Below are 22,027 nucleotides of genomic sequence, written 5' to 3' on the forward strand. Positions count from 1 at the left end.
CCGCGTCCGCCGCGCCTCCCTCCCGCACCCGCCCCGCATCCCTCCCACGGCCCAGGCCGTCACATCCGAGGAGTCCACGCCATGAGTGCTCCCCCCGATCACGGCCCAGACGCCGCCGGAGGACATCTCGGGGACGGCAGGGCGTCGGCCGAGTCCGCCCCCGCGACCCGCCCCTCGACAGGGGCGGGCACGGTCCCGATGCCCCGGGAGACGACGGACGGCGACCCCTACGGCGCCCTCACCGGAGCCGCCGCTTCCTTCGCCGCCACGCCCGAGGACGACGGGGAGGGCCCCCTCCCGGCACACCACTCCACCGTCGGCCGGCTGGCCGCGACGGTGGAAAGGCTGCGCGGAGAGGTACGGGCCGCGCACGCCGCGGCCGACGGACGCGCCCTCATCGAACTCGCCAAGGGCATCATCGTCGAGCGGCTGCGGTGCGGCCCGGCGCAGGCGGCCCGGCAGCTCGCCGAACTCGCCGCCCAGGCCGGACTCTCGCCCCTGGAACTGGCCGCCGACATCATCAACCAGGCCGCCCACGACCAGGTCGCCGAAGTCGCCGAGGACTTCGTCAGACGGGCGGTGAGCGAGCCGGACACCGGTGAACCCGAGACCGGGCAGGAACCGTCCGTCGCCGTGCGACTGCGGACGGCCGAGAGCGCCGCCCTGAACGCGGGCGACACCCAGACGGTGGCCGAGTCCCTCCTGGCCCACGCCCTCGCACCCCTCGGAGCCACGGCCGTCGCCGTCTGGACCGCCGGGGCCGACGGTTCGTTCACCCTCAGCGGCCACGCCGGCTTCGGCGGCGACGAACCCGCACGCTGGCGTTACGTCCCGCCCGGCGTCGTCACCGTCGCCCGCCAGGCCCTCACCGAGCGCCGCACCGTCTGGTTCCCCTCGCTCGCCACCGCCGGCGTCCCCACCATCGGACACGCCCGTACCCCCGACGGCGGACGGGTGGCGGTGCCCGCCGGCACCGGCGGACGCATCCACGGCGTCCTCGAGATCTGCTGGGCCCACCCCCTGGGACCGCAGCCCCAGGCCGTGGAGCGGCAGCTCGAAGCGCTCGCCGAGCTGTGCGCCCACACCATCGACAACCTCCCCGGCGACCCCGTGCCGACGCCGCCGCGGGATTCGACCGGCGTCGCCGAACTCGTGGACCTCTCCGACGGCCTCTACGACCCCGCGCTCGTCCTCATCCCGCACCTCGACGCGGACGGCCGGCTCAGCGACTTCCGCATCCTGCACGCCAACGACCACTTCCAGGACCCGGCCGGACGGCCCCGCGGCGCCGTCGTCGGCGCCTTCCTCCTGGAGGCGTACCCCACGGCGGCCGGCGAGGGCGAACTCTTCGACCGGATCGAGCGCGTCTACGCCACCGGGGAGCCCTTCCGCGCCCGCCGCGCCCCGCTGACCGCGCTCGTGGACCAGGTGGCACTCGCGTCCACCGCCGACCTCAGCATCAGCCGGCACCAGGGCGGAGTCCTGCTCATCTGGCGCATCGAGGACGAGACCGCCCGCCTGGCCAACCTGCTCCAGCACGCGCAGCGCCTCGGCCGCATCGGCGGCTTCGAGGAGAACGTCCTGACGGGCGAGATCACCTGGAACGGCCAGCTCTTCGACCTGTACGGCCGCGAGCCCGCCGAGGCTCCGGTGTCCCTGCGGGACCTGGCGGCCCACGCCCACCCGGACGACGCCGTCGCCATCGGCCGCTTCCTGCAGGCCGTGCTGCGCCACCGGCGGGCGACCTCGACCGCGTTCCGCCTCGTGCGCCCGGACGGCGTGACCCGGCACATGCGCGTCATCGCCGAACCCGTCCTCGGTCCCGACCGCCGCCTCCTGGCGGTTCGGGGCGCCTACCAGGACATCTCCTCGCAGCACTGGACCGAGGTCGCCCTGGCGGCGACCCGCGACCAGCTCGCGGTCACCGAGCAGGAGTCGGCGGAGCGCAACCGCCTCGCCCTCCAGCTCCAGCACGCCATCATGCCCCCCACCCGGGGCCCGCTCGACGCGCCCGGCCTCCAGATCGCCGTGCGCTACCGGCCCGCCGAGACGGAGGCACTGGTCGGCGGCGACTGGTACGACGCCGTCGTCCTGCCGTCCAAGAAGATACTGCTGTGCGTCGGGGACATCGCGGGCCACGGGATCGAGGCCGCCACCGGCATGGTCGTGCTGCGCAACGCGATGCGCGGCCTCGCCGTCACCGGAGCCGGTCCCGCGCAGCTGCTCTCCTGGCTGAACATCGTGGCGCACCACCTCACCGAGAGGGTCACGGCCACCGCCGTCTGCGGCGTCTTCGACCCCGAGAGCCGCACGCTGCGCTGGGCCAGGGCCGGGCACCTTCCCCCCGTCCTCGTACGCGGTACGGAGGCCACCACGCTGCCCCTGCTCAAGGGGCTGCTGCTCGGGGCGCTCGCCGAGGCCGAGTACGAGGAGGCCGAGGTGCAGCTCGAGGCGCAGGACACGGTCCTGATGTACACCGACGGCCTGGTCGAGCGGCGGGACACCGCCGTTCAGGACTCCCTGGCCCAGCTCCTCGCCACGGCCCAGGCACCGGCCGACACCCTGGAACGCCGGCTCGACACCCTGCTGACGCACAGCAAGTCCGACACCGACGACGACACCTGTCTGATCGGCGTGCGGGTCGCCTGAACGGGCCCCGCACGCCCGGCACCCCCCACGCATCCCTTCCCCCGACCGAAATGAGGACCATGCCCCAGCCGGAAGACAACCTGGACGTCGAGGTGGAGATCCTCGACGACACCACGGCGGTACTGTCCGTGGGCGGCGAGCTCGACATCGAGACCGCCACACTGCTCCACCACCACCTGGCCAACCAGTTCCTGCACGGCCGCCGCCACCTGGTCATGGACCTGTCCCGGCTGGAGTTCATGGACTCGTCCGGCCTGAACGTCCTGATCAAGGCGGCCCGGGACGCCCGCCAGGCGAACGGGGACCTCCACCTCGTGGCGCCGACCGAGGCCGTACGGCGCATCCTGGAGATCACGGGGTTGTCGATGACGACGCCCCTGCACGCCGATGTGGACGAGGCGCTGACAGCCGCCGGCCGGGCCGGATAGACGTACCGGACCGAGCGGACAGAAGAGAAACAGGAACCCGTGGACGAGATCGCCGTTGTCGAGCAGGCGCTGCGCCGGGCCGCGCCGCACATGCTGATGAGCGTCGTGGAGGAGGCGCTGCGGACGTACTACGGCGCCCAGGAGGTGGAGCTCCGGCTGGCCGACTACGGCCTGCGGTCGCTCCAGCTGGTGGGAAGCAGCCCGCACACCGTCCAGCCGCTGCCGATCAGCAGCAGCCCGCAGGGGCGCGCCTTCGGCTCCCAGGAGCCGTACGTCACGGAGACGGCCACGGCGGTCGCGGCGCATCTGCCGGTCACCATCCGGGGCGACCGGATGGGCGTCCTGACCGTGACGGTGCCCAAGGACCACGACATCGTCCCGCAGCTGCCCGAGCTGCAGCACATCTGCGAGGCCCTCGGCCACGAGATCCTCGTCGCCGAGCGCGACACCGACCTGTACGTCCTCGCGCGCCGGGCCGCGCGGCTGACGCTGGCGGCCGAGATGCAGTGGCAGCTGCTCCCGGGGCGGTCCTGCGCCCGGCCCGAGTTCTCGCTCGGCGCGCACCTGGAACCCGCCTACGCGATCTTCGGGGACAACTACGACTGGTCCGCCTCGGCGGACCACCTGACCCTGACGGTCACCAACGGCATGGGGGCGGGCATCGAGGCCGCCCTGCTCACCAACCTCGCCATCAACGCGCTGCGCAACGCCCGCCGCGCCGGTCTCGGCCTCGTGGACCAGGCGGCCCTCGCGGACCAGGCCGTCTACGCGCAGTACCGCGGCAGCGCCTACGTCTCCGCGCTGCTGCTCCGTTTCGACCTGACCACCGGCGAGGTGGAGGCCGTGGACGCCGGTTCACCCCGGCTGTGGCGGCTGCGCGAACGGACCGTCGAGCCCGTCTCCTTCGAGGCGCAGCTGCCCCTGGGGATGTTCGAGGAGACGGCCTACGTGGCGGAGCGGTTCACGGTGCGCCCGGGGGACCGGCTGCTGTTCGGCAGCGACGGGGTGTACGACGCGCCGTCCCCCGACGGGGAGAGCTACGGCGAGAAGGCGCTCGCGCGGGCGCTGACCTCGACCAGGCTGCTGCCCCCCGCCCAGGTTCCCGGCGCGGTCCTGCGGCAGCTCGCGGAGTACCACGGGGGCACGCCCCTGGAGGACGACGCGCTGGTCGTCTGTCTCGACTGGCGTGGACGGAAGGACGCCGGGGACCGCGTTTCCCGGGAAGCCGCCGAGGTCTGACGGGGCGTCCGCGCGTCCACGTCCACGACCCGACCATGCGTCAACAGTTGCCGAACGGCAAATGTATTCTTGGGGCAACACTCCTGGCTCGTGCCCGGAAGTGCACACGTCCGAGGCGACCAGAGGGTGACAAGTGGGACAAGGGGCGCGTGACCGGACGGCGGTCCCGCTGCGGGGCGGTCAGGCGGACCGGGCGCTCCCGAGCGGGGCGTTCCGGCGCGACGAGGAGTGTTCCTTGTCCAACGCCTCCTGGAAACCCGTCAGTCCGCGCAGCAGCGCCTTCCGGGTCGTCGGCGTCATGGTGGTGATGACGGCCAGCAGGGCCTCCTCGCGCTGGCCCCTGAGGTCCCGCAGGTACGCCTTGCCCTGGACGGTCAGGTGCAGTTCCAGCTGGCGGCGGCTCACCGGACTGGGCAGGCGCTGGACGAACCCCAGGGCCTCCAGCCGGTCGCACATGCGGCTCACCGAGGGCGGCGCGGAACCGAGCAGCTCGCCCAGGGCGCGGAGGTTGATGCCCTCCTCGCGGTCGAGGCTGTAGAGCACACGGAGCTGCGAGGCCGACACGGGCGTCGACGACACCATGTCCCTGCCGCGCTCCCACATCACCTCCAGGAGCTCGATGAGCTCCCGCGCTGCCTCCGTCGTCTCCTGCGGCTCCCGCTGAGACGGGGCGGGGTTCGTGTCCATGGTTGGTGACACTCCTCAGGCGTCCGGGGCCGAGGCCGTCGGTCTCGCGACGCGCCGGTCATCTACATCTCTCCAGAAGGCGGTACGGATTCGGTGGATCGACGCTCGACAGTGGAACGCGCTCTGCGCGAAGCGCCGGCACACCGCCTCCTGGACTCCCTCCGTATCGATCTGGCACAGCAGTTCGCCGCGTTCTCCGCCGACCTTCTGCTCGTCGACTACGGACTCACGGAACTCCGTCCCGTCGAGCCCGTGCAGGCTCCGGCGGGGTCACAGCCCATGGCCGTGGAGGCCGGGCCCGCGGGGCGCGCCTACTCCACACAGCAACCATATCTTTTCGGGGGAGACGGACCCACGGCGACCGCGTTCCTTCCTGTGACGGTTCGCGGCGATCGCTGTGGCGTTCTTGTGGTCGTCCTTCCTTCGGACCGCCTCACGCCGGAGACGACCGAGGAGCTCGCCGCCGTCGCGGAGATGCTCGGACACGCCCTGCGGGTCGCCGACCGCCATACGGACCTGTACCGGCGGACACGCCGGGCGCGGGCCCTCAACATCCCCGGCGAGATGCAGTGGGACCTGCTGCCCGGGCGTGCCTGCGTCGGCGAGGAGTTCGACCTGCACGCCTACTGGGAGCCGGCCTACACCTCCGGCGGGCACGTGCTCGACTGGTCCGTGACGGAGGAGGAGCTGACGCTGGTCGTCGCCAACGGCACCGGCCCCGGCACCCAGGCCGTCCTCGTGAGCAGCCTCGCCCTCACTGCCATCCGCAACGCCCGTCGGGCGGGCCTCGACGTCGTCGGCCAGGCGACCCTGACGGACCAGGCCCTCTACGGTCAGCACCGAGGCGCGAGGACCCTCTCCGCCCTGCTGATGAGCTTCGCGCGCGCCACCGGCGAGGTACGCGTCGTCGACGCGGGTTCGCCCACCGTCTGGCGGGCCCGGGCCGGCGCCGCCCCCGAGCGGCTCCACCTCGAGCGCCAGCTTCCGCTGGGCATGTTCGAGGACACCGTCTACCTCACCCAGCGACTGCGGATCCTCCCCGGTGACCGTCTGGTCTTCGTCGCCTGCGACCGCGCCGAGCCCGCCGAGGGGGCGGACGAAGGACCGGACCGGGCGGTGAGCCGGGCGATCGAGGCCACGCGTGGGCTGACCTGCGCGGACACGCCCCGGGAGGTCGTGCGGGCCCTGCGGTCCCGGGAGGGTCCGACCCCGGACGACCTCCTCGTCCTGTGCCTGGACTGGCACGGCCGCCGAGCGGCCGGGACACCGCCGTCGACACACCCCGGACGGTGACGCGTGTCCCTCCCGCAACCGCCACTCGCGTGTCCGCGTCCATATTTCCGGGGTGAGTGCGGTGTGGAACGAGCGCGCATGGGAAAATGCGCCGGACGAGGCGAGGAGTGCGACAGTCACGCGAGGAAGGAAGGGCGATGGGTGAGGTGATCGCCAGGAGAGGCCCGGTGTGCCGGCCGTCGCTGTCCGCGAGCGTGGTCTACGAGAGCGCCGACGCGGGGGACGGCATGATCGCGTCGGCGCGCGACTTCACCGCCGACTTCCTCACCGCCGCGCCGGCCGGAGGGGGCGAGCCGGTCTCCCGGGAGCGCGTGGACATCGCGCGCCTGGTGGTCAGCGAGCTGGTGACCAACGCCGTGCGGCACGCCCCGGGCCCCTGTCGCGTGCTCCTCGAACTGTTCGAGGACGCGTTGGAGATCTCCGTCTTCGACGGTCTGGACGTCTCTCCCGTGCCGCGGGCCCACGATCCCCGGCGGATCGGCCAGCACGGCGTCGAGATCGTCCTGGCGGTGTGCGAGAGCGTGAGCGTGGAGCCGCAGCCGCCGGGCAAGCGCGTCCGGGCCCGTCTCTCCCTCGCGTGAACCTCCCCGGCGTGGTGGAGTGGTCCGGCCGGAAAAGTTTTTTCCGCCGGTCGAGAATTTTCTGGCATGCCTCGCGTATGACGGGGTAGGCGGGGCTCTCACGGGGGATTGAAGAGCTGACGATGGACGAGGGAGGTCATCAGAGTGCCGACTGCGGTGACGACGGAGACGAGGACCGGTGTCGAGACGGGAATGGGAGACCTTCCTGTACTCGAATCCCCCCGCAAGGTCGCTCCGAAGGACGCACGTGAGCTGTCGAAGGTCTTCTTCGACAAGCTGGCGGTACTGGAGGAGGGGACCCACGAGTACCAGTACGCGCGGAACACCCTGATTGAAATGAACATGTCGCTCGTGCGCTATGCGGCCGGACGGTTCCGGGCCCGCGGCGACGAGATGGAGGACATCGTCCAGGTCGGCACCATCGGTCTGATCAAGGCCATCGACCGGTTCGACCTCTCCCGTGAGGTGGAGTTCACCAGCTTCGCCGTCCCCTACATCGTCGGGGAGATCAAGCGCTTCTTCCGCGACACCTCCTGGGCCGTGCACGTGCCGCGCCGACTGCAGGAAGCCCGCGTGGAGCTGGCCAAGGCCACCGAGGAACTGAGCTCCCGCCTCGGACGCGCGCCGAGCGTGGCCGAGCTGGCGACGCTGATGAACCTCTCCGAGGACGAGGTGATCGAAGCCCGCATCGCCTCCAACGGCTACAACTCCACGTCGCTCGACGCCGCCGTCGGCCCGGACGGCGAGGACGGTGACGCGGCCCTCGCCGACTTCATCGGTGTGGAGGACCCGGCGCTCGAGCTCTTCGAGAACTTCCACACGCTCGCGCCGCTGCTGGTCGAGCTCGACGACCGCAGCCGCCGCATCCTGCACCTGCGCTTCGTGGAGGAGCTGACGCAGTCGGAGATCGGCAAGGAGCTGGGTATCTCCCAGATGCACGTCTCGCGCCTGCTCTCCCGCAACCTGGAGCGTCTGCGCAAGGGCATGCTCGACCAGTCCTGATCAGGGACCGTCGAGGAACGTCCCGGCGGAACGGCCTCACCAACCCCCTTCTGGTGAGGCCGTTCCGTGCTGCGACGAAGCCGACGGAATGCGGATACCAGAGGAGAGCCGGCACGGTGAGGAAGGCGAACGGGGAACGGCGTGACGCAGGCGAGCGTGACCGGCCGGCACGTGGGTGAGGCTTTGCGGGCCGGCGTGGAACTGGGCGGAGCGCGGGGCGCCATCGCGGAGGCCCGGGACTTCACCACGTCGTTCCTCGGCCGGTGCGCGCCGCCCTCGGGGCCCTGGCCGGAGCGCGGTGTCGACGCCGCCCGGCTGGTCGTCAGCGAACTCGTCACGAACGTCGTCAAGTACGCCCCCGGCCCCTGCCGGCTCGAACTCGCTCTGCGGGAGGGGGTGCTGGAGATATCCGTCCACGACACCCACCCCGTCGTCCCGGTCGCCCGCCCGCGCGACCCCGACCGGCTCGGGCAGCACGGCATGGAGATCGTGCTCGCGCTCTGCGCCACGGTCGAGACCGAGGCGGTGGCGCCCCACGGCAAGTGGGTCAGGGCGCGCCTTCCGCTCGGCTGACCTGCCGTGGCGGCGCGCCACCGCGCGTCGATCCGGAACTCAGTGCTTGTTCGCCTGTCGACGGGACCGCCGCTTCAGCGACCGCCGCTCGTCCTCGGTCATGCCGCCCCACACGCCGGTCACCTGGCGGGAGTCGTCCATGGCCCACTCCAGGCACTCGCGACGCACCGGGCAACGGCGGCAGACCTCCTTGGCCTCCGAGGCCTGGATCAGCGCCGGGGCGCCGGTCCCCACCGGGAAGAAGAGGTCGGGGTCGACATTGCTGCAGGCGGCGGATGCGCGCCAGCTCTCCATCAGGTCCTCCTGTAGTCCGTCATGAGCGTTCGTCCGTCCGTCGGCGCGGGAGCCCGGCTCTACCGTCGCGCGAACAGATGACCGGTCTCGGCCGCCCAGTCGATCCTGGCGGCCTCGCTCCCGGCCGGCACGGCGTCGTACGTCTCGTTCAGCCAGCTCCGCAGGCCCGCGCGGTCGATGTCGACCACGGCGAACGCCCCGGCCGATCCCAGCCGCATGCGGACGCGTCCTTCCCTGCCCCCGCAGCGCAGCGGCCAGAGGCGCACATCGCCCTCGCCGCTGAGGACGCGGGTTCCCGAGCGCAGCAGCTCGCGGGAGAAGGTCCAGTCCACGACCCGGCCCAGCGAAAGCCGGAAGGCGACGCGTATCGCCCAGGGGTCGTCGGGGTCGTAGTGGAACGTGGCCTCGACAGCCAGGCCGATCTCTCCCTGGATCTGACGGGCCGTCGTGCTCCACGACCGCACCGGGGGCGCCGGGGGCCGCTGCGTGGTCTCGTGTCGGTTCGATTTGGACATCGTCACCACTTCCCTCGGGGAGATCGCGCTGCCTGCGCGGCGCCGTGCCTTTTCCTCGTAACCCCGCAGAGGGAATGCACACCCGGTCTCGGTGAAAGGGGCGTGAAAAGCTCATCGGCGGCCGAAGACCGCTCCTCCGTGCCATGGCTCCGGGCCGGCGCGGGGAACACGAAAGGGCCGCCCCGATGCGAGGCGGCCCTGGTGTGCGCGCGCTCGGCGGCGCCCCTCGGTCATACGTAATGGACCGTCACCTGCTCGAAGCCGAGGGCGCGGAGCATCCCCTCCAGCATGGCGGTGGTGTTCTTCTCGGCCCGTGGGCCCAGATCGCTCTCCCGCGCGGCCTCGCCGATGCGCTGCGCGGCCAGCGCGTGCACCGCCCGCTCGTCGGCGGGGTTGTCGGAGAAGAGATCGCCCAGGCGGTCGAGGAGCCCTCGCTGCTTGGAGACGGCGTACGACTTCTCCGGGTCGAGGGCCGGGGCGGCGAGCCGCGCGTGCGGCAGACGCAGGGTCGCCGACGTCCGCTTCTCGTCGACCGTGATGCTGCCCTCGCCGATCTTGCCGAGATCGACGTACGCCCCGACCGTGCCGCTGGCGACGTAGAGCGTACGGGTGCCGCGGATCGCGTCCGGCAGGAGGCGGGCGTCCTTCTCGAGGTCGACCACGATCTGGAAGTTCCCGGCGGCGCCTTCGTACCGATGCATGTCCTGCACGGACTTCAGCAGTGCGGGGCCGGAACGGTCCCGGGTCTCCTCGCCGAAGAGCCCGTCGAGCCCCGGCGTGAAGCTGAACCGCCCGAGGAGGACCAGCACCAGGGCCGTCGCCAGGAGCGCGGCGGCCAGGACCGGCCGGCGGCGGGTCGTCCGCCCCCGGGCCGGTGGCTCGCCCGATGGGGTCGCAGCACCTTCTCTCATGCTCACCGCATGCCCGCCGTCCGGGCGTTCATGCCGCAACGGCCAGCCAGGTCAAGGGAGTTGGACGCCTCTCCGTCGCGGCGCGCGGGTCGTCGGGTCAGGGCTTCCGGTACACGCGGAGGTCCGAGACCTCGTACGACATCTCCGACGTCCCGGGGTCGGGAGGCGGGTGGTAGCGTCCGGCGCAGACGGAGAGGTTCACGATGAGGTACGCCTTCCAGCGCCGGCCCACTCCTCGCCCGTCGGCGAAGACCCGCTCGCCGTTGACGTGCCACACCACCGAGCGGGTACCCAGCTCGACCCTCAGCTCCACCCACTCGCCGGGGCGGATCGAGGGATCGCGGTAGTAGAGCCCTCCGCCCCTCACGCGGTTCGACAGCTCCAGCAGATCCGGATTGTCGGGGTGGTACTCGAAGAAGTCGATCTCCTGGCCTCCGTCGAGCCAGGTCCAGATCGCCGGCCAGGCCCCGATCTCCTCGGGCAGCCGGACCCGCGCCTCCAGGACGTCGCCGGCGCGGACCATGAAGCCCTCGGTGCTGCCCTCCGTCGTGAGAAGGCCCGCGCTCCAGTTCCCGTCGGGCCGCCGGGTCGCCTTGAAGCGCCCGGAGCGGCTGTACTCGGGGTCCTCGACCAGGTGATCCAGCTTGTTGTCCCCCGGGTTGGTCGGCCCGCCGTTCGGATAGGCCCAGGACCGCCCCGCGACCCACTGCTCCGTGGAGGCGAAGTCGGCGGTGAAGACCGGCTCCGCCGCCCGCGCCTCGCGGCGCCGTCTCAGCCGGTCGATGATCTGCGGCAGCATCGGTGACTCCTCCCCGTCCGGGACGAACTGTCCGATTCGGTTCTGCCCGGACCGCGGGGCCGTCATACGGCGACACTCACCGCATGGCGTCAACTCGTCACGGAAGGGAAGGCGCCGCTTCGGACAGGTGAAGTCGTTCCCACCGTGGGACGGTGGGGTCAGTGTCGGAAGAGGGCGAACGATGAGCGGCGACGTGCGCAGCGTGGGCGTGGAAGAGGAACTCCTGATCGTGGACGCCGAGAGCGGCGCTCCACGCGCTCTGGCGGGCGCGGTGCTGGCCGCGGCCGAGCGGGCCGCCGCGCGTGAGGGCGGGGACGAGGAGCACGAGTTCGAGAAGGAACTCCAGAAGGAGCAGGTGGAGTTCGCCACCCGCCCGGTAACGAGGATGGACGACCTCCAGGAGGAGATCGTCCGGTGGCGCGGCGAGTCGGCCCGCCACGCGGCCACCGTCGGCGCGGTGGTCGCCGCCATGGGGACCTCCCCGCTGCCGGTGAACCCCTCGCTGAGCGTGGGCGAGCGGTACCAGTGGATGGGCGAGGAGTTCGGCCTGACCGCGCAGGAACAGCTGACCTGCGGCTGCCACGTGCACGTGTCGGTCGAGTCCGACGAGGAGGGCGTCGCGGTCCTGGACCGGATACGCCCCTGGCTGCCCGTCCTCATGGCCCTGAGCGCCAACTCGCCCTTCTGGCAGGGGGAGGACAGCGGCTACGCCAGCTACCGCAGCCGGGTGTGGAACCGATGGCCCTCGGCCGGCCCGGTGGACGTCTTCGGCTCCCCGGAGCGCTACCACGAGCTGGTCCGGGCCATGGTCGGCACCGGGGTGCTGCGCGACCGGGGGATGATCTACTTCGACGCCAGACTCTCCGCGTCCTACCCCACGGTCGAGGTACGGGTGGCCGACGTCTGCCTGGAGGCGACCACTCCCGTCCTGCTGGCCGCCCTGGTGCGCGGTCTGGTCGAGACGGCCTCACGGGCCTGGCGCAAGGGCGAGCCGCCACAGCGGATCGACACCAGCCTGCTCCGGCTCGCCACGTGGCGGGCGGCCCGATCCGGCCTGGACGGTCCCCTGGTCCACCCCCTGACGATGGAGGAGGTCCCGGCCGAGAGCGCCGCCCGGGCGCTCTACCGGCACGTGGAGCCGGCCCTGGACGACCTCGGCGACGCCGACCGGGTGCGGCAGGGGATGGCGGAGCTGCTCGCGCGGGGCAACGGCGCCCGCGTCCAGCGCGAACTGCTGCGCGCCGAGGGCGACCTGGCGACGGTCGTCGCCCGCTGCGCGCGCATCACGACCGCCGCCGACGGCCGCGCGTCGGGCTGAGCCCGCACCCGCCGACGGCTGTCCGTGCCGTCCGGAGCGTTTGAATCCGGCCGTGGCGCGTATCCGATGGAGGAGAGACGACCACGGGACGTCAAGCCGAGAGGGAGGACCACCATGGGCATCATCGCCTGGATCGTCATCGGACTGCTGGCCGGCCTCATCGCCAAGGCGCTCATGCCGGGGCGGGACCCGGGCGGGCTCATCATCACCATGCTGATCGGTATCGCGGGCGGCCTGCTCGGCGGCTGGCTGGGCAAGGTGATCTTCGGGGTCGATTCCATCGACGGCTTCTTCGAGCTGTCCACCTGGATCGCGGCCATCGTCGGATCGATGATCCTGCTCGCGCTGTACCGGCTGTTCACCGGCGGTCGTACGCGTCACGCGTGACCGCCTCGCCTCGGCCGTACGGGGCACACCTGAGGTCCTCATGGACCGGCCTGCGGAGGGCCGGTCCATGACTCATTTCGTCAGCAGCCGGTGGAAGAAGGAGCGGTACTGACGCAGGGCCATGCGCAGGCTCTCCGTGTCGACCTCCTCACCCTGGTTCCACTGGCCCTCCAGGCCGCGCTTGTGCTCGGCGAAGGTCTCGGCCAGGGTCCGCATGACGTCCGCCACCAGGCCGTCGGCCGCGTGGACGGCCTCCCGTGGGTCGTCCACGAAGTCGTTCTGGATCTGCTGCCAGCGGGAGCGGTAGGCGTCCACGTCCCGCGCCGACAGCAGCTCCGGCGCCTCTTCGCCGGCGGGCGCGGCCGACGTCCCGCCCGCGGTCGCCTCGGTGCCCGCGTCGACGGGCGCCTCGTCCGGCGCCGGGGCGGGGGAGCGGCCGCGGGCCGCGCCCGGGATCTCCTCCGGTTCCTCCGTCTCCTCCCGCGTGGTGCTCCTGTCGTCGACGGAGCGGGTCGCCTCGCCGGGGTACACGGGGGCCTCACCGGCGTCCGGGGGCGCCGCGCCCGCCGGGTCCGCCTCGACGCCGGGCTCCCGGTCCCGGAAGCCCGCGAGGTCTTCGGTCGTCAGGCCGCTGCCGTCGGCGCGGTCCGGTGTCTCGTTGTGCCGCATGACGTCTCCTCGTGCGTCCGCCGTCCGCGGACGGTCGTCCGTCCCCGCCGTCGGGTCAGGACCCGCGTGCCGGTCAGTTCCCCGCCTGGCCGGGCCGGTGCCCGTCGGCGAGCAGTTCGTCGAACAGCGCCCGGTAGTGCACCATCGCCCCCCGCAGCTGCTCGGTGGTGGCCTGTCGGCCCTCGCCCAGCGTGTTGATCTCGTGCGCGGCCCGGTAGTGCTCCAGCGTGCGGCCGTGCTCGACCGAGAGGTCGCGAAGCCGCTGGTCGAAGTCGTCGGTGGGATAGCCCCGCGCCTTCAACAGGGCCGTCACGAGCCGGTCGGCGTCGTGCACGGCCTCCTTCGGGCGGTCCACGAACTCCTCCTGCACGCCGTTCCACTCCCGCGCGTACCTGTCGCGTTCGCTGTTCTCCAGGGGTCGGAGATCGAGCGAGTCGTGGCGCTTCTCGCGCTCGGCGAGGTCGCGCTCGGCGGCCCTGCGGCTGCCGGTGTCCTCGACCGTCCGTTCGTACTCCGGACCGAAGCGGTCCTTAAGACGGTTCCGTCGCCGCCCGGCGATCACCGCCAAGGCGATCAAGGCGAGCACCACCACCGCCGGAATGATGATGGCCAAAAGCGTCCCGGTTGACATGGGGGCAGCCCCCTCGGTCGGGTGCGGGTACGTCTGTCGCCGCGCTGCTGCCCGATCGGGGCCCGCCGAAACGGACGAATCCGGCGGCGGCGCCGTGACCAAAACAGGCCGCCCCCTCACGGTCTGTGCTCTTGTAGGAGGGGAGAACGGCGAAACCCCAGGGAGCGGCGATGCGAGCAGCGGTGGTGGGGCAGGGCTACGTGGGCGTGACGGGCGCCGTCGCGCTGGCCCAGCAAGGACACCGGATCGTCGGCGTGGAACAGGACTGGGAGAAGCTCGCCTCCCTGCGCGCCGGGGAGCCACCCGTCTTCGAACCCGGCCTCGTGGAGCAGATGACGGCCGTGCTGCGCACCGGACGGCTCGACTTCGTCGAGGAGCTGCCCGACGCCGTCGTCTCCGACCCGCTCGACGCCGTGCTGATCTGTGTGGGAACCCCGCCGGCGGCCGACGGATCGGCGAACCTCGCCCAGGTCCTCGCCGCGATCGACGAGGCCGCCGAACTCGCCGGGGACCCGCTGGTGGTGCTCAAGTCGTCGGTGCCGCCCGGCACCAGCGACATGCTGCTGGCCGAGTACCCGGAGCTGCGTCCGCGCTTCGTCTGCAACCCCGAGTTCCTCAACCAGGGCAGTGCCCTCGACGACTGGCACGCACCGGCCCGGATCGTGGCCGGCGCCCTCCACCCCGAGGCCGTCGACCGGCTCCGCGACCTCTACCGGTCCGTGTCGTGCCCCTGGGTGACCTCCACACCGGCCGGCGCCGAGATGATCAAGTACGCGAGCAACGCCTTCCTCGCCACCAAGATCAGCTTCGCCAACGAGCTGGCACGCCTCTGCACCGGCCCCGACCTCAACATCGACCACGTCATCCAGGGCGTCGGTCTCGATCCGCGCATCGGGCACGCCCTGCTCCAGCCTGGCACCGGATACGGCGACTCCTGCCTGCCCACGGACACCACCGCCCTCGCCCGCTGGGCCGCGGACCGGGGCATCGCGACGCCGATCCTCGACGCCACCGTCCGGACCAACGAGCAGCAGCCGGGCGCCATCCTCCGTCTGCTCAAGGAGAGCGTCGGCGCGGATCTGCGCGGGCGGGAGGTCGCGGTCCTCGGTGTGCGCTACGAACCCTGGAACGACGACCTGAGGGCCGCCCCCAGCCGCACGCTGCTGCCCCTCCTCCACGGGCTCGGCGCCGGCGTGAGGGTGTGGGACCCGGGCCTGACGCCCGAGGAGCTGCTGCACCTCTCGCCCCGCGCCGTACCCCACACCGCCCTCCCCGCGGCCCTCTCCGGCGCGGACGCCGCGCTCGTCCTCACCGAATGGCCCCAGGTCGTCGAGGCCGACTGGGCGGACCTCGCCACCCGGATGCGCGGGCCACGCGTGGTGATCGACGCCAAGAACTGTCTGCCGCCCGCGGTGATGTACCGGGCTCCGGTGGTCTACCGGGGGATCGGAAACCGCCGTCCGGTCAGCCTTCCCGTGAGCCCGCCCGCAGCGGAGCCGACGCTCACGGATCCCGCTGTCACGGAGCCGGCTTTCACGGAGCCGACCGCGAGGGACGCGCCCCTCAGGCACTCGGCCGTTGAGGACTCGGCGGCCCGGGGCTCCGCCCCCTCGGAGCCGGCCGCCATGGACGCGGCCCCGACCGCGCCGGGCCCCACCGAGGTTCTCTGAGCGGCACGGTGCGCCCGTCCCACGTCACGCGCGCCCCACGTCACCCGCGCCGGGTCACTCGGCGATCTCGGTGCGCTCCCACCATTCGTAGACCGGGAGCTGCCCTTCGGGACCGTCCTGCCGCCGTGACGTGGCCCTGAAATGCTCGTAGCCGCCGCGGTGCGGGATCTTGAGGTCTTGTTCCTGGGCGGTGACGGGCACGATCCGCTGGGTCAGATCGTCCGGGCCACCCTCGAGTGCTGCCTTGTTCGCCATGCCTTCAGTCTTGCCACCGCGCGCACCCCTCGCACGTCGGGAGCGTGCGGCCGGGCCGGCTCGGGCCGTGAGGCCGCGATGCCTCAGACCGGCGCCGGTACGGCCGAGGTCGCGAGCCCGAAGAGGGCGCCGTCCGGGTCGCGGAGGGTGACGCCGCGCGTGCCGGGGTCCGGCGGGGTGTCGCCGACGGTCTCGCCGCCGAGGGCGGTGGCCGCCTTGACGGCGCCCTCCAGGTCCGGAACACGGAAGTGGACCTGCCAGCGGGGGCGGACACGCGGGTCGGATGCCTCCGCGCGGGCCCCGCTGTGCAGCCGGGCCACCGTCTGCCGCCCGTGGCGCAGCAGGATGTGGTTGGCCTCCTCGACGTAGGAGACCTCGCAGCAGCCGGGCTGGTCGCACGCCCACTGGAGGACCTCGCCGTAGAAGATGGCGGCGTCGAAGGCGTTCCTCGTCCGCAGTTCGAGCCAGGCCGGGGCCGTTTCGCCGCCCACACCCCAGTCGGGGATCGCCGCGCCCTGCCAGATGCCGAAGGTGGCCCCGTCCAGGTCGGAGGCGAGCGCGGCCCGTCCCGTACCGAAGGAGAGCGGGCCGACGGCGACGGTTCCGCTGCGCTCCAGGATGCGGGCGGCGGTGGCGTCGGCGTCCTCGACCGCGAAGTAGGGCGTCCAGGCCACGGGTACCGACAGCGTCGGGGACAGCGCCCCGATGCCGGCGACCGGAACGCCGTCGCTGAATCCGATGGAGAACCCGTCACTGACGTGCGCGGGGCGGAACCTCCAGCCCAGAACGGCCCGGTAGAAGTCCTGGGCCGCGCGCAGGTCGGGGGCCATCAGGCTGACCCAACAGGGTGCACCGAACGTTTCGTGACTCGATGTCGACACGACCGTCACCCCATCCGCCTCACACGACCCGGGAACCCCTCCCACGGTACTCGCGGCCCCCGCTCGCACGCCGCCCAGGACGCGTGCGGGGCGGGGCCGGGTGGGCGGCTCGCCGGACCCGTCAGGTGCGGACGAGGCTGTTGGGACCTTCGAGGGCGTCGGCTCCCTCGTCGTTGAACCAGTAGTCACCGGCGGCCAGGTACCGGAAGGCGTGGACGCTCTCACCGGGCAGGGCGACGGTGACCGCCCTGGTGCCGTCCTCGCGCGGCCGCAGCAGGTGCGCGCCCGGCCGCCAGTCGTTGAAGTCGCCGACGACGCTGACCGGCCCCGGCGGCGCGTCCGCGGGCAGGACGAAGGTGATCTCGGTGTGCTGCTTGCCGCCCTTGCGGCGCTTGCGTTCGAGCATGGGATGGGCTCCTGCCAGTCGGAAGGCGTGGGGCACATCCTGGTACCAGGACAGGCCGCCCGCGCGCCGACGCGGCCGACAGGGCACTCGGGCGGGGGAGCGCACGGCATGGGGCGGCCGCCCGGCCGCGTCAGGGGCGGCCGGACGGCCGGTCTTCGGGCCGGGACGGCCTCAGGTCACGTCGTCGGTCCCGGGCGGGTTCGCTTCGGGCGTCTCCGCCCCGCTCTCGTCCGCCTCGGTGGCGAAGCCGATGCACTCGACGTCGACCTGGTCGGCCAGCTCGGTCAGCACGGCGGCGAGCTCGCGGATGGTCCGCTCGTCGCCGCGCATCTCTCCGGAGCCGCCCGACTCCACCCAGTCGACTGCGAGGCCGCGCAGCAGGGCGGTGACATGCCCGGCGGGGATCAGCAGACCACCGTCGGCGGTGGGAACCAGCGGTATGGACATCTGGATCATGTGACCGCCCTCCCTTCGTGCGCTCGTCGTCTCACTGCATCGTTGCCGACCTGGCGCGGATCAAACCCCGTGGGACGGAAGGGCCTGATGAGGCGTGGTGGACGCGCGGACGCGACGGTGGTCGCGGACGCGGGACGCCGGGCCCAACGTCCGCGCGGAGGGCGCGCCGGCCTCCGGCGTAGGTGGCCTCCCCGCGCGCGGCGAGGACCACGTGTGATGATCGCGGGATGATCCCGATATCCGTGCGGCACGCGTTCGTCGTGACGGCCCTCGCCGCCCTCTGCGCGGGCTGCGGTCTCGCGGCCGAGATCGACCGTGAGGTCGACCCCGCCCGCACGGGAGCCCAGGCGCCCCCGCGGCCTTCCTCCCCCGACGCACCGGACGACGCCGGCCCCCCGCCCGGACCCCGTGCCACCATGCCGGAAGCCGCCACCACCGCCGGGGCGTGCCCGGCGACCGGCTGGCGTGTCACGACCGGGGCCGTGAACGCCGCCATGGGCCTGCGCGCCATGCCGGTGACCGTCACCCACTGCGGTACGGGCCTGCTGCGGCTGAACGGGTATCCCGACGTGCGGGTCCGCGACGTCGCCCGCGAGCCGATGGACGTGACCGTCCTGAAGGGTCCGGAACCGATCACGCGGCTCGACGACCCCGGGCCGCACCCCGTCGCCCTCGCGCCGGGGGAGTCGGCGCGCAGCGTCTTCGTGTGGCGCTACTCCGCCGTGGACGCCGCCACGCGGCGGGGCAGCGGTGTCTACGTCGAGATCGCCCCGGCAGCCGGGGCGCCCCGCCAGACCGTGGAGCCGGAAGGCGGCCTCGACGTCGGCGAGACGGGCCTGCTGGGCACCACCGCCTGGAGCAAGGTCCTCGACGACTGAGGGCTGTCCCGTCATCCCCGGGTGGATCAGCGCACGGCGTTGGATGCCGCGCCTCGCAAGGCGCAGGGTCGTCCTCATGCTGGGCGTGTGCGGGCGATCCGAACAACGCGGCGAGGCGCCGTAGCCGGCGTCGTGCGCCCGCCGGGGATGACGGTGGCGGCCCTTGGGCGAGCCGGGCCGTGACCGAATGCGGCTGTGTCCGGCACGCGTTCCGCTCAGTGCTGTCCGGAGCGGGAAACCGAGCGGCCGCCGCCGAGCCGCGGGTCCCGGCCTCCCGGCTCCGCCCGGCGCCGGAGAGCCCCGGCCGCCCGGGCGATCCGGGGGAAAACGTTCCGGGCCACCACCCGTGCGACTCCCGGCGGCCGGATTTTAATGATCGTTGCTCTCTGGCAACAGACGGTTCCGCGGTGTAGCGTCGTCCTCAGATGTCGTGGTTCGCAACCCGGCGCCCGCGCCTCGGTGCGGGCGCTTTGCTCTGTGCAGTGCCTGAGGACCAGGGCGATCACCTCCGGGTCCGCGCGGTGCGGTCCCGACATCGATGGGAAAGGCAGTACACATGGCCAGCGGAACCGTGAAGTGGTTCAACTCGGAAAAGGGCTTCGGCTTCATCGCCCAGGACGGCGGCGGTCCGGACGTGTTCGCGCACTACTCGAACATCAACTCCACCGGCTTCCGTGAGCTCCAGGAAGGCCAGGCCGTGACCTTCGACGTCACCCAGGGCCAGAAGGGCCCCCAGGCCGAGAACATCACCCTCGCCTGACAACCCGGCGTGGACACGCACAGGTCCCCGGAGCACGAGCTCCGGGGACCTGTCGCGTGAGCGGCGCGAACCTCAGATCGACGCGGGGAAACGCTCCCAGACTCGGTGACCCGCCATGAGGCCCGTCAGCTGCTCCCAGACCTCGTCCCCGCTGTCCCCGAGGACGACGCCCGGGGTGTCGGCGGGCAGCCGGGCGGCCTCCAGGGCGGCTCCGGCCCCGGCCACCCCGCCGATGGCCTTCCCGTGCCGGTACGCCTCGGTGATCAGCAGCAGGACCCGGGGATCGACCGGTGCGACGTCCGTCGGAAGAAGGCCGGCCTTGGCGTCCCGCGCGCCCGTCGCGTCGAGGCCCGGCGCCGGAGAGCCGACCACGACCAAGGCGTCGAACTCCGTGGAGCGCGCGGTGGCGTACGTACGCTGGACGCCGATCGACGCGCCGTCCGCGTCGAGCGTGCCGCCGGTCGGCGCGATGACCATGGGGACCATCCCGGCCTCCTTCGCGGCGTCACGGACCGCGCGCACGTCCGCCGCGCTGCCGTTCTCGTCGGCGACGATGCCGACGACCCGCCCCGCCGTCGGCCAGGTCCGGCCCAGCTGGGAGAGCGCGGGGCTCGGTTCCACCTCGGGCAGCGGCACCGTCGCCGGCGGGACGGGCAGGCCGAGGCCGGTGGCCACCCCTTCGCACAGCACCGGGTCGATGTTCGCCAGCACCGTCAGGGCCCGTTCCTTGATGGCCTGTTCGTAGCACTTGTTCAGCTCGAAGGTGTACGCGGCGATGATGTGCTCGCGCTCCGTCGGGGTCATGCTCAGCCAGAACAGCCGGGGCTGGCTGAAGTGGTCCGCGAACGACTCCGGGGCCTCGCGCTGCTTGACCGATTCCCGTACCGGGACCGGCGCCTCGATGTACGCGCCGGTGTCGGCACCGGCCAGGAACGGGCAACCCCCGTCGAGGGAGTTGGGCCGGTAGGGCGCCGTGCCCGTGTGCACCGCCGTCTGGTGCATCCCGTCGCGCAGCATGTCGTTGACCGGCGCGTGCGGGCGGTTGATGGGGATCTGGGCGAAGTTCGGGCCGCCCAGACGGCTGATCTGGGTGTCCAGATACGAGAAGAGCCGGCCGGCGAGCAGCGGATCGTCGGTGACGTCGATGCCGGGTACCAGATGACCGGGATGGAAGGCGACCTGCTCGGTCTCCGCGAAGAAGTTCTTGGTGTTGGCGTTGAGCGTCAGCAGGCCCACCGCCTGCACCGGAGCGAGCTCCTCCGGCACGATCTTCGTCGGGTCGAGGAGATCGATCCCCTCGAAGGTCTGCTCCGGGGTGTCGGGGAACACCTGGATGCCGAGCTCCCACTGCGGATACGCCCCGGCCTCGATCGCGTCGAAGAGGTCCCGCCGGTGGAAGTCGGGGTCGAGCCCGCCCACGAGCTGCGCCTCCTCCCACACCAGGGAATGGACACCGAGCTTGGGCTTCCAGTGGAACTTCACCAGCGTCGTGCCGCCCTCGGCGTCGACCAGGCGGAAGGTGTGGACGCCGAACCCCTCCATCATGCGGAACGACCGGGGGATGCCGCGGTCGGACATGTTCCACAGCGTGTGGTGGGTCGCCTCGGTGTGCAGCGTGACGAAGTCCCAGAAGGTGTCGTGCGCGCTCTGCGCCTGGGGGATCTCCCGGTCGGGATGCGGCTTGCCCGCGTGGATGACGTCCGGGAACTTGACCGCGTCCTGGATGAAGAACACCGGGATGTTGTTGCCGACGAGGTCGAACGTCCCCTCCTCGGTGTAGAACTTCGTCGCGAAGCCCCGGGTGTCCCGCACCGTGTCCGCCGAGCCGCGCGAGCCGAGCACCGTGGAGAACCGTACGAACACCGGCGTCTCGACGTCCTTCGCGAGGAAGGCCGCCCTGCACATCCGGCTCGCCGTCCCGTAGCTCTGGAAGACGCCGTGGGCGCCCGCGCCCCGCGCGTGCACCACTCGTTCGGGGATGCGTTCATGGTCGAAATGGGTGATCTTCTCCCGCAGGTGATGGTCCTGGAGGAGCACCGGGCCACGCGGGCCGGCCTTGAGGGAGTGGTCCGACTCGTACAGCCGAGCTCCCTGGGCCGTCGTCAGGTAGGCGCCGCTCTGCGCCGAACGGGCGGGGTCCTCGCCAGTGGCCTGGCCGGTCGGGCCGACCGTCTCCGGGCCGCGCTGGTCCGGCTTGGGCGGCAGCGGCCCGTGGGGCTCGGTGGGCTCCTGGACCGAGGGCGGCTTCACGGCGGGGCGGCCCGGGACGACCGCCTCGGACGAACGGTCCTCGGGTGCGGGGTTCTGGGGCATGGGGTCTCCTGCGCGGTCTGAGGTTCTTGTCGATGCGGGCGGGCGGCCGGGGGCGGACGGCCGCCCGGGGACGGTGCCGAACGGAGGGAGGAGGGCGTGCGGACGGGGACGGCGCGGACGGGCCGAGACGGCGACCGGACCCGCACGCCTCGCACGCCTCCGTCATACCGTCCTCGTTCGTAAGGGGTCGATCAGGTTCTGCTGTCGCGCGTTCCCGGTCGTTCGCGACCTGAACGTGACCGATGCGCCCAATTTTCAGACGATTCCCCGACGGCCGCATGTCGTCGGACGCCCCGGCAGGCGCAGGTGGCGCGCCGGGCCCGGCGCGCCACCCGTCCGGCGCCGGGCCGGACCACGAGGGCCGGAACGGCGCGCACCGGCGCCCGAAGGTGTTGGACTACAGGGCCGTTCGAGGCGAGGGTGGGGGCGACA

At 72.4% G+C, this 22,027-nt stretch carries 24 protein-coding genes; 12 read left to right on the forward strand and 12 right to left on the reverse strand.

Going from position 1 to position 22,027, the window contains the following annotated elements; genetic code table 11:
• The first annotated feature begins 81 nt into the window (after positions 1-81).
• From ACZ68P_RS15385 to ACZ68P_RS15395, 3 genes are read left to right on the forward strand one after another with little or no spacing between them, the layout of a single operon-like run.
• The gene (locus tag ACZ68P_RS15385; RefSeq protein ID WP_471006229.1) at positions 82-2,649 is read left to right on the forward strand and encodes a SpoIIE family protein phosphatase; all 2,568 of its coding nucleotides are present in this window, start codon (positions 82-84) and stop codon (positions 2,647-2,649) included.
• Between the two features lie 59 nt (positions 2,650-2,708).
• A complete protein-coding gene (locus tag ACZ68P_RS15390; RefSeq protein ID WP_471006231.1) occupies positions 2,709-3,077 on the forward strand; it encodes an STAS domain-containing protein in 369 nt (122 codons plus the stop codon).
• Positions 3,078-3,116: 39 nt separating this feature from the next.
• Positions 3,117-4,316 (forward strand): PP2C family protein-serine/threonine phosphatase, encoded by a 1,200-nt coding sequence (locus ACZ68P_RS15395; protein ID WP_471006233.1) that lies wholly within the window; start codon positions 3,117-3,119, stop codon positions 4,314-4,316.
• A gap of 180 nt (positions 4,317-4,496) precedes the next feature.
• Here ACZ68P_RS15395 and ACZ68P_RS15400 read toward each other — a convergent pair whose 3' ends face one another.
• Complete coding sequence (locus ACZ68P_RS15400) at positions 4,497-5,003, reverse strand: MarR family winged helix-turn-helix transcriptional regulator (protein ID WP_471006235.1); 507 nt, start codon at positions 5,001-5,003, stop codon at positions 4,497-4,499.
• A gap of 111 nt (positions 5,004-5,114) precedes the next feature.
• Between ACZ68P_RS15400 and ACZ68P_RS15405 the strand changes: the two genes are divergently transcribed.
• The 4 genes from ACZ68P_RS15405 to ACZ68P_RS15420 all read left to right on the forward strand — a co-directional run bounded on the left by ACZ68P_RS15405 (position 5,115) and on the right by ACZ68P_RS15420 (position 8,452).
• Complete coding sequence (locus ACZ68P_RS15405; RefSeq protein ID WP_471006238.1) at positions 5,115-6,296, forward strand: PP2C family protein-serine/threonine phosphatase; 1,182 nt, start codon at positions 5,115-5,117, stop codon at positions 6,294-6,296.
• 137 nt (positions 6,297-6,433) lie between these two features.
• Positions 6,434-6,877, forward strand: a complete 444-nt coding sequence (locus ACZ68P_RS15410) for an ATP-binding protein (RefSeq protein WP_471006239.1) — start codon at positions 6,434-6,436, stop codon at positions 6,875-6,877.
• Positions 6,878-7,069: 192 nt separating this feature from the next.
• Complete coding sequence (locus tag ACZ68P_RS15415; protein ID WP_365720127.1) at positions 7,070-7,879, forward strand: RNA polymerase sigma factor SigF; 810 nt, start codon at positions 7,070-7,072, stop codon at positions 7,877-7,879.
• Positions 7,880-8,020: 141 nt separating this feature from the next.
• Positions 8,021-8,452 (forward strand): ATP-binding protein, encoded by a 432-nt coding sequence (locus ACZ68P_RS15420; protein ID WP_471006242.1) that lies wholly within the window; start codon positions 8,021-8,023, stop codon positions 8,450-8,452.
• 39 nt (positions 8,453-8,491) lie between these two features.
• Here the strand turns inward: ACZ68P_RS15420 and ACZ68P_RS15425 are convergent, their stop codons facing one another.
• The 4 genes from ACZ68P_RS15425 to ACZ68P_RS15440 form a co-directional block, all read right to left on the reverse strand.
• Positions 8,492-8,746, reverse strand: a complete 255-nt coding sequence (locus tag ACZ68P_RS15425) for a WhiB family transcriptional regulator (RefSeq protein ID WP_471006244.1) — start codon at positions 8,744-8,746, stop codon at positions 8,492-8,494.
• A 59-nt stretch (positions 8,747-8,805) separates the two neighbouring features.
• A complete protein-coding gene (locus tag ACZ68P_RS15430; protein WP_471006245.1) occupies positions 8,806-9,261 on the reverse strand; it encodes an SsgA family sporulation/cell division regulator in 456 nt (151 codons plus the stop codon).
• A 230-nt stretch (positions 9,262-9,491) separates the two neighbouring features.
• Entirely contained in the window at positions 9,492-10,172 is a 681-nt protein-coding gene (locus ACZ68P_RS15435; protein WP_471006246.1) for a DUF4230 domain-containing protein, read from the reverse strand.
• Positions 10,173-10,269: 97 nt separating this feature from the next.
• Complete coding sequence (locus tag ACZ68P_RS15440) at positions 10,270-10,971, reverse strand: LamG domain-containing protein (protein WP_471006248.1); 702 nt, start codon at positions 10,969-10,971, stop codon at positions 10,270-10,272.
• 193 nt (positions 10,972-11,164) lie between these two features.
• Between ACZ68P_RS15440 and ACZ68P_RS15445 the strand changes: the two genes are divergently transcribed.
• Together ACZ68P_RS15445 and ACZ68P_RS15450 are read left to right on the forward strand one after the other, a co-directional pair.
• Entirely contained in the window at positions 11,165-12,289 is a 1,125-nt protein-coding gene (locus tag ACZ68P_RS15445) for a glutamate--cysteine ligase 2 (protein WP_471006391.1), read from the forward strand.
• A 114-nt stretch (positions 12,290-12,403) separates the two neighbouring features.
• A complete protein-coding gene (locus ACZ68P_RS15450; RefSeq protein ID WP_471006249.1) occupies positions 12,404-12,676 on the forward strand; it encodes a GlsB/YeaQ/YmgE family stress response membrane protein in 273 nt (90 codons plus the stop codon).
• Between the two features lie 72 nt (positions 12,677-12,748).
• On the opposite strand, the gene ACZ68P_RS15455 is transcribed toward ACZ68P_RS15450, so the two are convergent.
• Positions 12,749-13,345 carry a hypothetical protein gene (locus ACZ68P_RS15455; protein WP_471006252.1) on the reverse strand — a complete coding sequence of 199 codons (597 nt, stop codon included), beginning with the start codon at positions 13,343-13,345 and terminating at the stop codon, positions 12,749-12,751.
• Positions 13,346-13,418: 73 nt separating this feature from the next.
• Positions 13,419-13,976 (reverse strand): hypothetical protein, encoded by a 558-nt coding sequence (locus ACZ68P_RS15460; protein ID WP_471006254.1) that lies wholly within the window; start codon positions 13,974-13,976, stop codon positions 13,419-13,421.
• A gap of 170 nt (positions 13,977-14,146) precedes the next feature.
• Here ACZ68P_RS15460 and ACZ68P_RS15465 point away from each other — a divergent pair, with 170 nt between their 5' ends.
• Positions 14,147-15,646, forward strand: a complete 1,500-nt coding sequence (locus ACZ68P_RS15465) for a UDP-glucose dehydrogenase family protein (protein ID WP_471006255.1) — start codon at positions 14,147-14,149, stop codon at positions 15,644-15,646.
• Between the two features lie 54 nt (positions 15,647-15,700).
• Here ACZ68P_RS15465 and ACZ68P_RS15470 read toward each other — a convergent pair whose 3' ends face one another.
• The 4 genes from ACZ68P_RS15470 to ACZ68P_RS15485 form a co-directional block, all read right to left on the reverse strand.
• Positions 15,701-15,901 carry a DUF5988 family protein gene (locus ACZ68P_RS15470; protein ID WP_365720034.1) on the reverse strand — a complete coding sequence of 67 codons (201 nt, stop codon included), beginning with the start codon at positions 15,899-15,901 and terminating at the stop codon, positions 15,701-15,703.
• A gap of 83 nt (positions 15,902-15,984) precedes the next feature.
• Entirely contained in the window at positions 15,985-16,731 is a 747-nt protein-coding gene (locus ACZ68P_RS15475; protein WP_471006257.1) for a VOC family protein, read from the reverse strand.
• A gap of 172 nt (positions 16,732-16,903) precedes the next feature.
• On the reverse strand, positions 16,904-17,188 hold the full coding sequence (locus tag ACZ68P_RS15480; RefSeq protein WP_471006259.1) for an isoamylase early set domain-containing protein: 285 nt from the start codon (positions 17,186-17,188) through the stop codon (positions 16,904-16,906).
• A 171-nt stretch (positions 17,189-17,359) separates the two neighbouring features.
• The gene (locus ACZ68P_RS15485) at positions 17,360-17,644 is read right to left on the reverse strand and encodes a DUF6213 family protein (RefSeq protein WP_471006261.1); all 285 of its coding nucleotides are present in this window, start codon (positions 17,642-17,644) and stop codon (positions 17,360-17,362) included.
• A 227-nt stretch (positions 17,645-17,871) separates the two neighbouring features.
• Here ACZ68P_RS15485 and ACZ68P_RS15490 point away from each other — a divergent pair, with 227 nt between their 5' ends.
• Entirely contained in the window at positions 17,872-18,522 is a 651-nt protein-coding gene (locus ACZ68P_RS15490; protein ID WP_471006263.1) for a DUF4232 domain-containing protein, read from the forward strand.
• 556 nt (positions 18,523-19,078) lie between these two features.
• Entirely contained in the window at positions 19,079-19,282 is a 204-nt protein-coding gene (locus tag ACZ68P_RS15495) for a cold-shock protein (RefSeq protein WP_365720040.1), read from the forward strand.
• A gap of 72 nt (positions 19,283-19,354) precedes the next feature.
• On the opposite strand, the gene ACZ68P_RS15500 is transcribed toward ACZ68P_RS15495, so the two are convergent.
• Positions 19,355-21,595 (reverse strand): catalase, encoded by a 2,241-nt coding sequence (locus tag ACZ68P_RS15500; RefSeq protein WP_471006265.1) that lies wholly within the window; start codon positions 21,593-21,595, stop codon positions 19,355-19,357.
• Between the last annotated feature and the right edge of the window lie 432 nt (positions 21,596-22,027).

The sequence above is a fragment of the Streptomyces sp. NPDC036822 genome, assembly GCF_055609145.1.

What these genes read in the sequence shown, in the direction of transcription:
- ACZ68P_RS15385 (WP_471006229.1), top strand. Translation starts at nt 82, where the DNA reads ATGAGTGCTCCCCCCGATCACGGCCCAGACGCCGCCGGAGGACATCTC.
- ACZ68P_RS15390 (WP_471006231.1), top strand. Translation starts at nt 2,709, where the DNA reads ATGCCCCAGCCGGAAGACAACCTGGACGTCGAGGTGGAGATCCTCGAC.
- ACZ68P_RS15400 (WP_471006235.1), bottom strand. Translation starts at nt 5,003, where the DNA reads ATGGACACGAACCCCGCCCCGTCTCAGCGGGAGCCGCAGGAGACGACG.
- ACZ68P_RS15410 (WP_471006239.1), top strand. Translation starts at nt 6,434, where the DNA reads ATGGGTGAGGTGATCGCCAGGAGAGGCCCGGTGTGCCGGCCGTCGCTG.
- ACZ68P_RS15415 (WP_365720127.1), top strand. Translation starts at nt 7,070, where the DNA reads ATGGGAGACCTTCCTGTACTCGAATCCCCCCGCAAGGTCGCTCCGAAG.
- ACZ68P_RS15425 (WP_471006244.1), bottom strand. Translation starts at nt 8,746, where the DNA reads ATGGAGAGCTGGCGCGCATCCGCCGCCTGCAGCAATGTCGACCCCGAC.
- ACZ68P_RS15430 (WP_471006245.1), bottom strand. Translation starts at nt 9,261, where the DNA reads ATGTCCAAATCGAACCGACACGAGACCACGCAGCGGCCCCCGGCGCCC.
- ACZ68P_RS15435 (WP_471006246.1), bottom strand. Translation starts at nt 10,172, where the DNA reads ATGAGAGAAGGTGCTGCGACCCCATCGGGCGAGCCACCGGCCCGGGGG.
- ACZ68P_RS15440 (WP_471006248.1), bottom strand. Translation starts at nt 10,971, where the DNA reads ATGCTGCCGCAGATCATCGACCGGCTGAGACGGCGCCGCGAGGCGCGG.
- ACZ68P_RS15450 (WP_471006249.1), top strand. Translation starts at nt 12,404, where the DNA reads ATGGGCATCATCGCCTGGATCGTCATCGGACTGCTGGCCGGCCTCATC.
- ACZ68P_RS15455 (WP_471006252.1), bottom strand. Translation starts at nt 13,345, where the DNA reads ATGCGGCACAACGAGACACCGGACCGCGCCGACGGCAGCGGCCTGACG.
- ACZ68P_RS15460 (WP_471006254.1), bottom strand. Translation starts at nt 13,976, where the DNA reads ATGTCAACCGGGACGCTTTTGGCCATCATCATTCCGGCGGTGGTGGTG.
- ACZ68P_RS15465 (WP_471006255.1), top strand. Translation starts at nt 14,147, where the DNA reads ATGCGAGCAGCGGTGGTGGGGCAGGGCTACGTGGGCGTGACGGGCGCC.
- ACZ68P_RS15470 (WP_365720034.1), bottom strand. Translation starts at nt 15,901, where the DNA reads ATGGCGAACAAGGCAGCACTCGAGGGTGGCCCGGACGATCTGACCCAG.
- ACZ68P_RS15475 (WP_471006257.1), bottom strand. Translation starts at nt 16,731, where the DNA reads ATGGCCCCCGACCTGCGCGCGGCCCAGGACTTCTACCGGGCCGTTCTG.
- ACZ68P_RS15480 (WP_471006259.1), bottom strand. Translation starts at nt 17,188, where the DNA reads ATGCTCGAACGCAAGCGCCGCAAGGGCGGCAAGCAGCACACCGAGATC.
- ACZ68P_RS15485 (WP_471006261.1), bottom strand. Translation starts at nt 17,644, where the DNA reads ATGATCCAGATGTCCATACCGCTGGTTCCCACCGCCGACGGTGGTCTG.
- ACZ68P_RS15490 (WP_471006263.1), top strand. Translation starts at nt 17,872, where the DNA reads ATGATCCCGATATCCGTGCGGCACGCGTTCGTCGTGACGGCCCTCGCC.
- ACZ68P_RS15495 (WP_365720040.1), top strand. Translation starts at nt 19,079, where the DNA reads ATGGCCAGCGGAACCGTGAAGTGGTTCAACTCGGAAAAGGGCTTCGGC.
- ACZ68P_RS15500 (WP_471006265.1), bottom strand. Translation starts at nt 21,595, where the DNA reads ATGCCCCAGAACCCCGCACCCGAGGACCGTTCGTCCGAGGCGGTCGTC.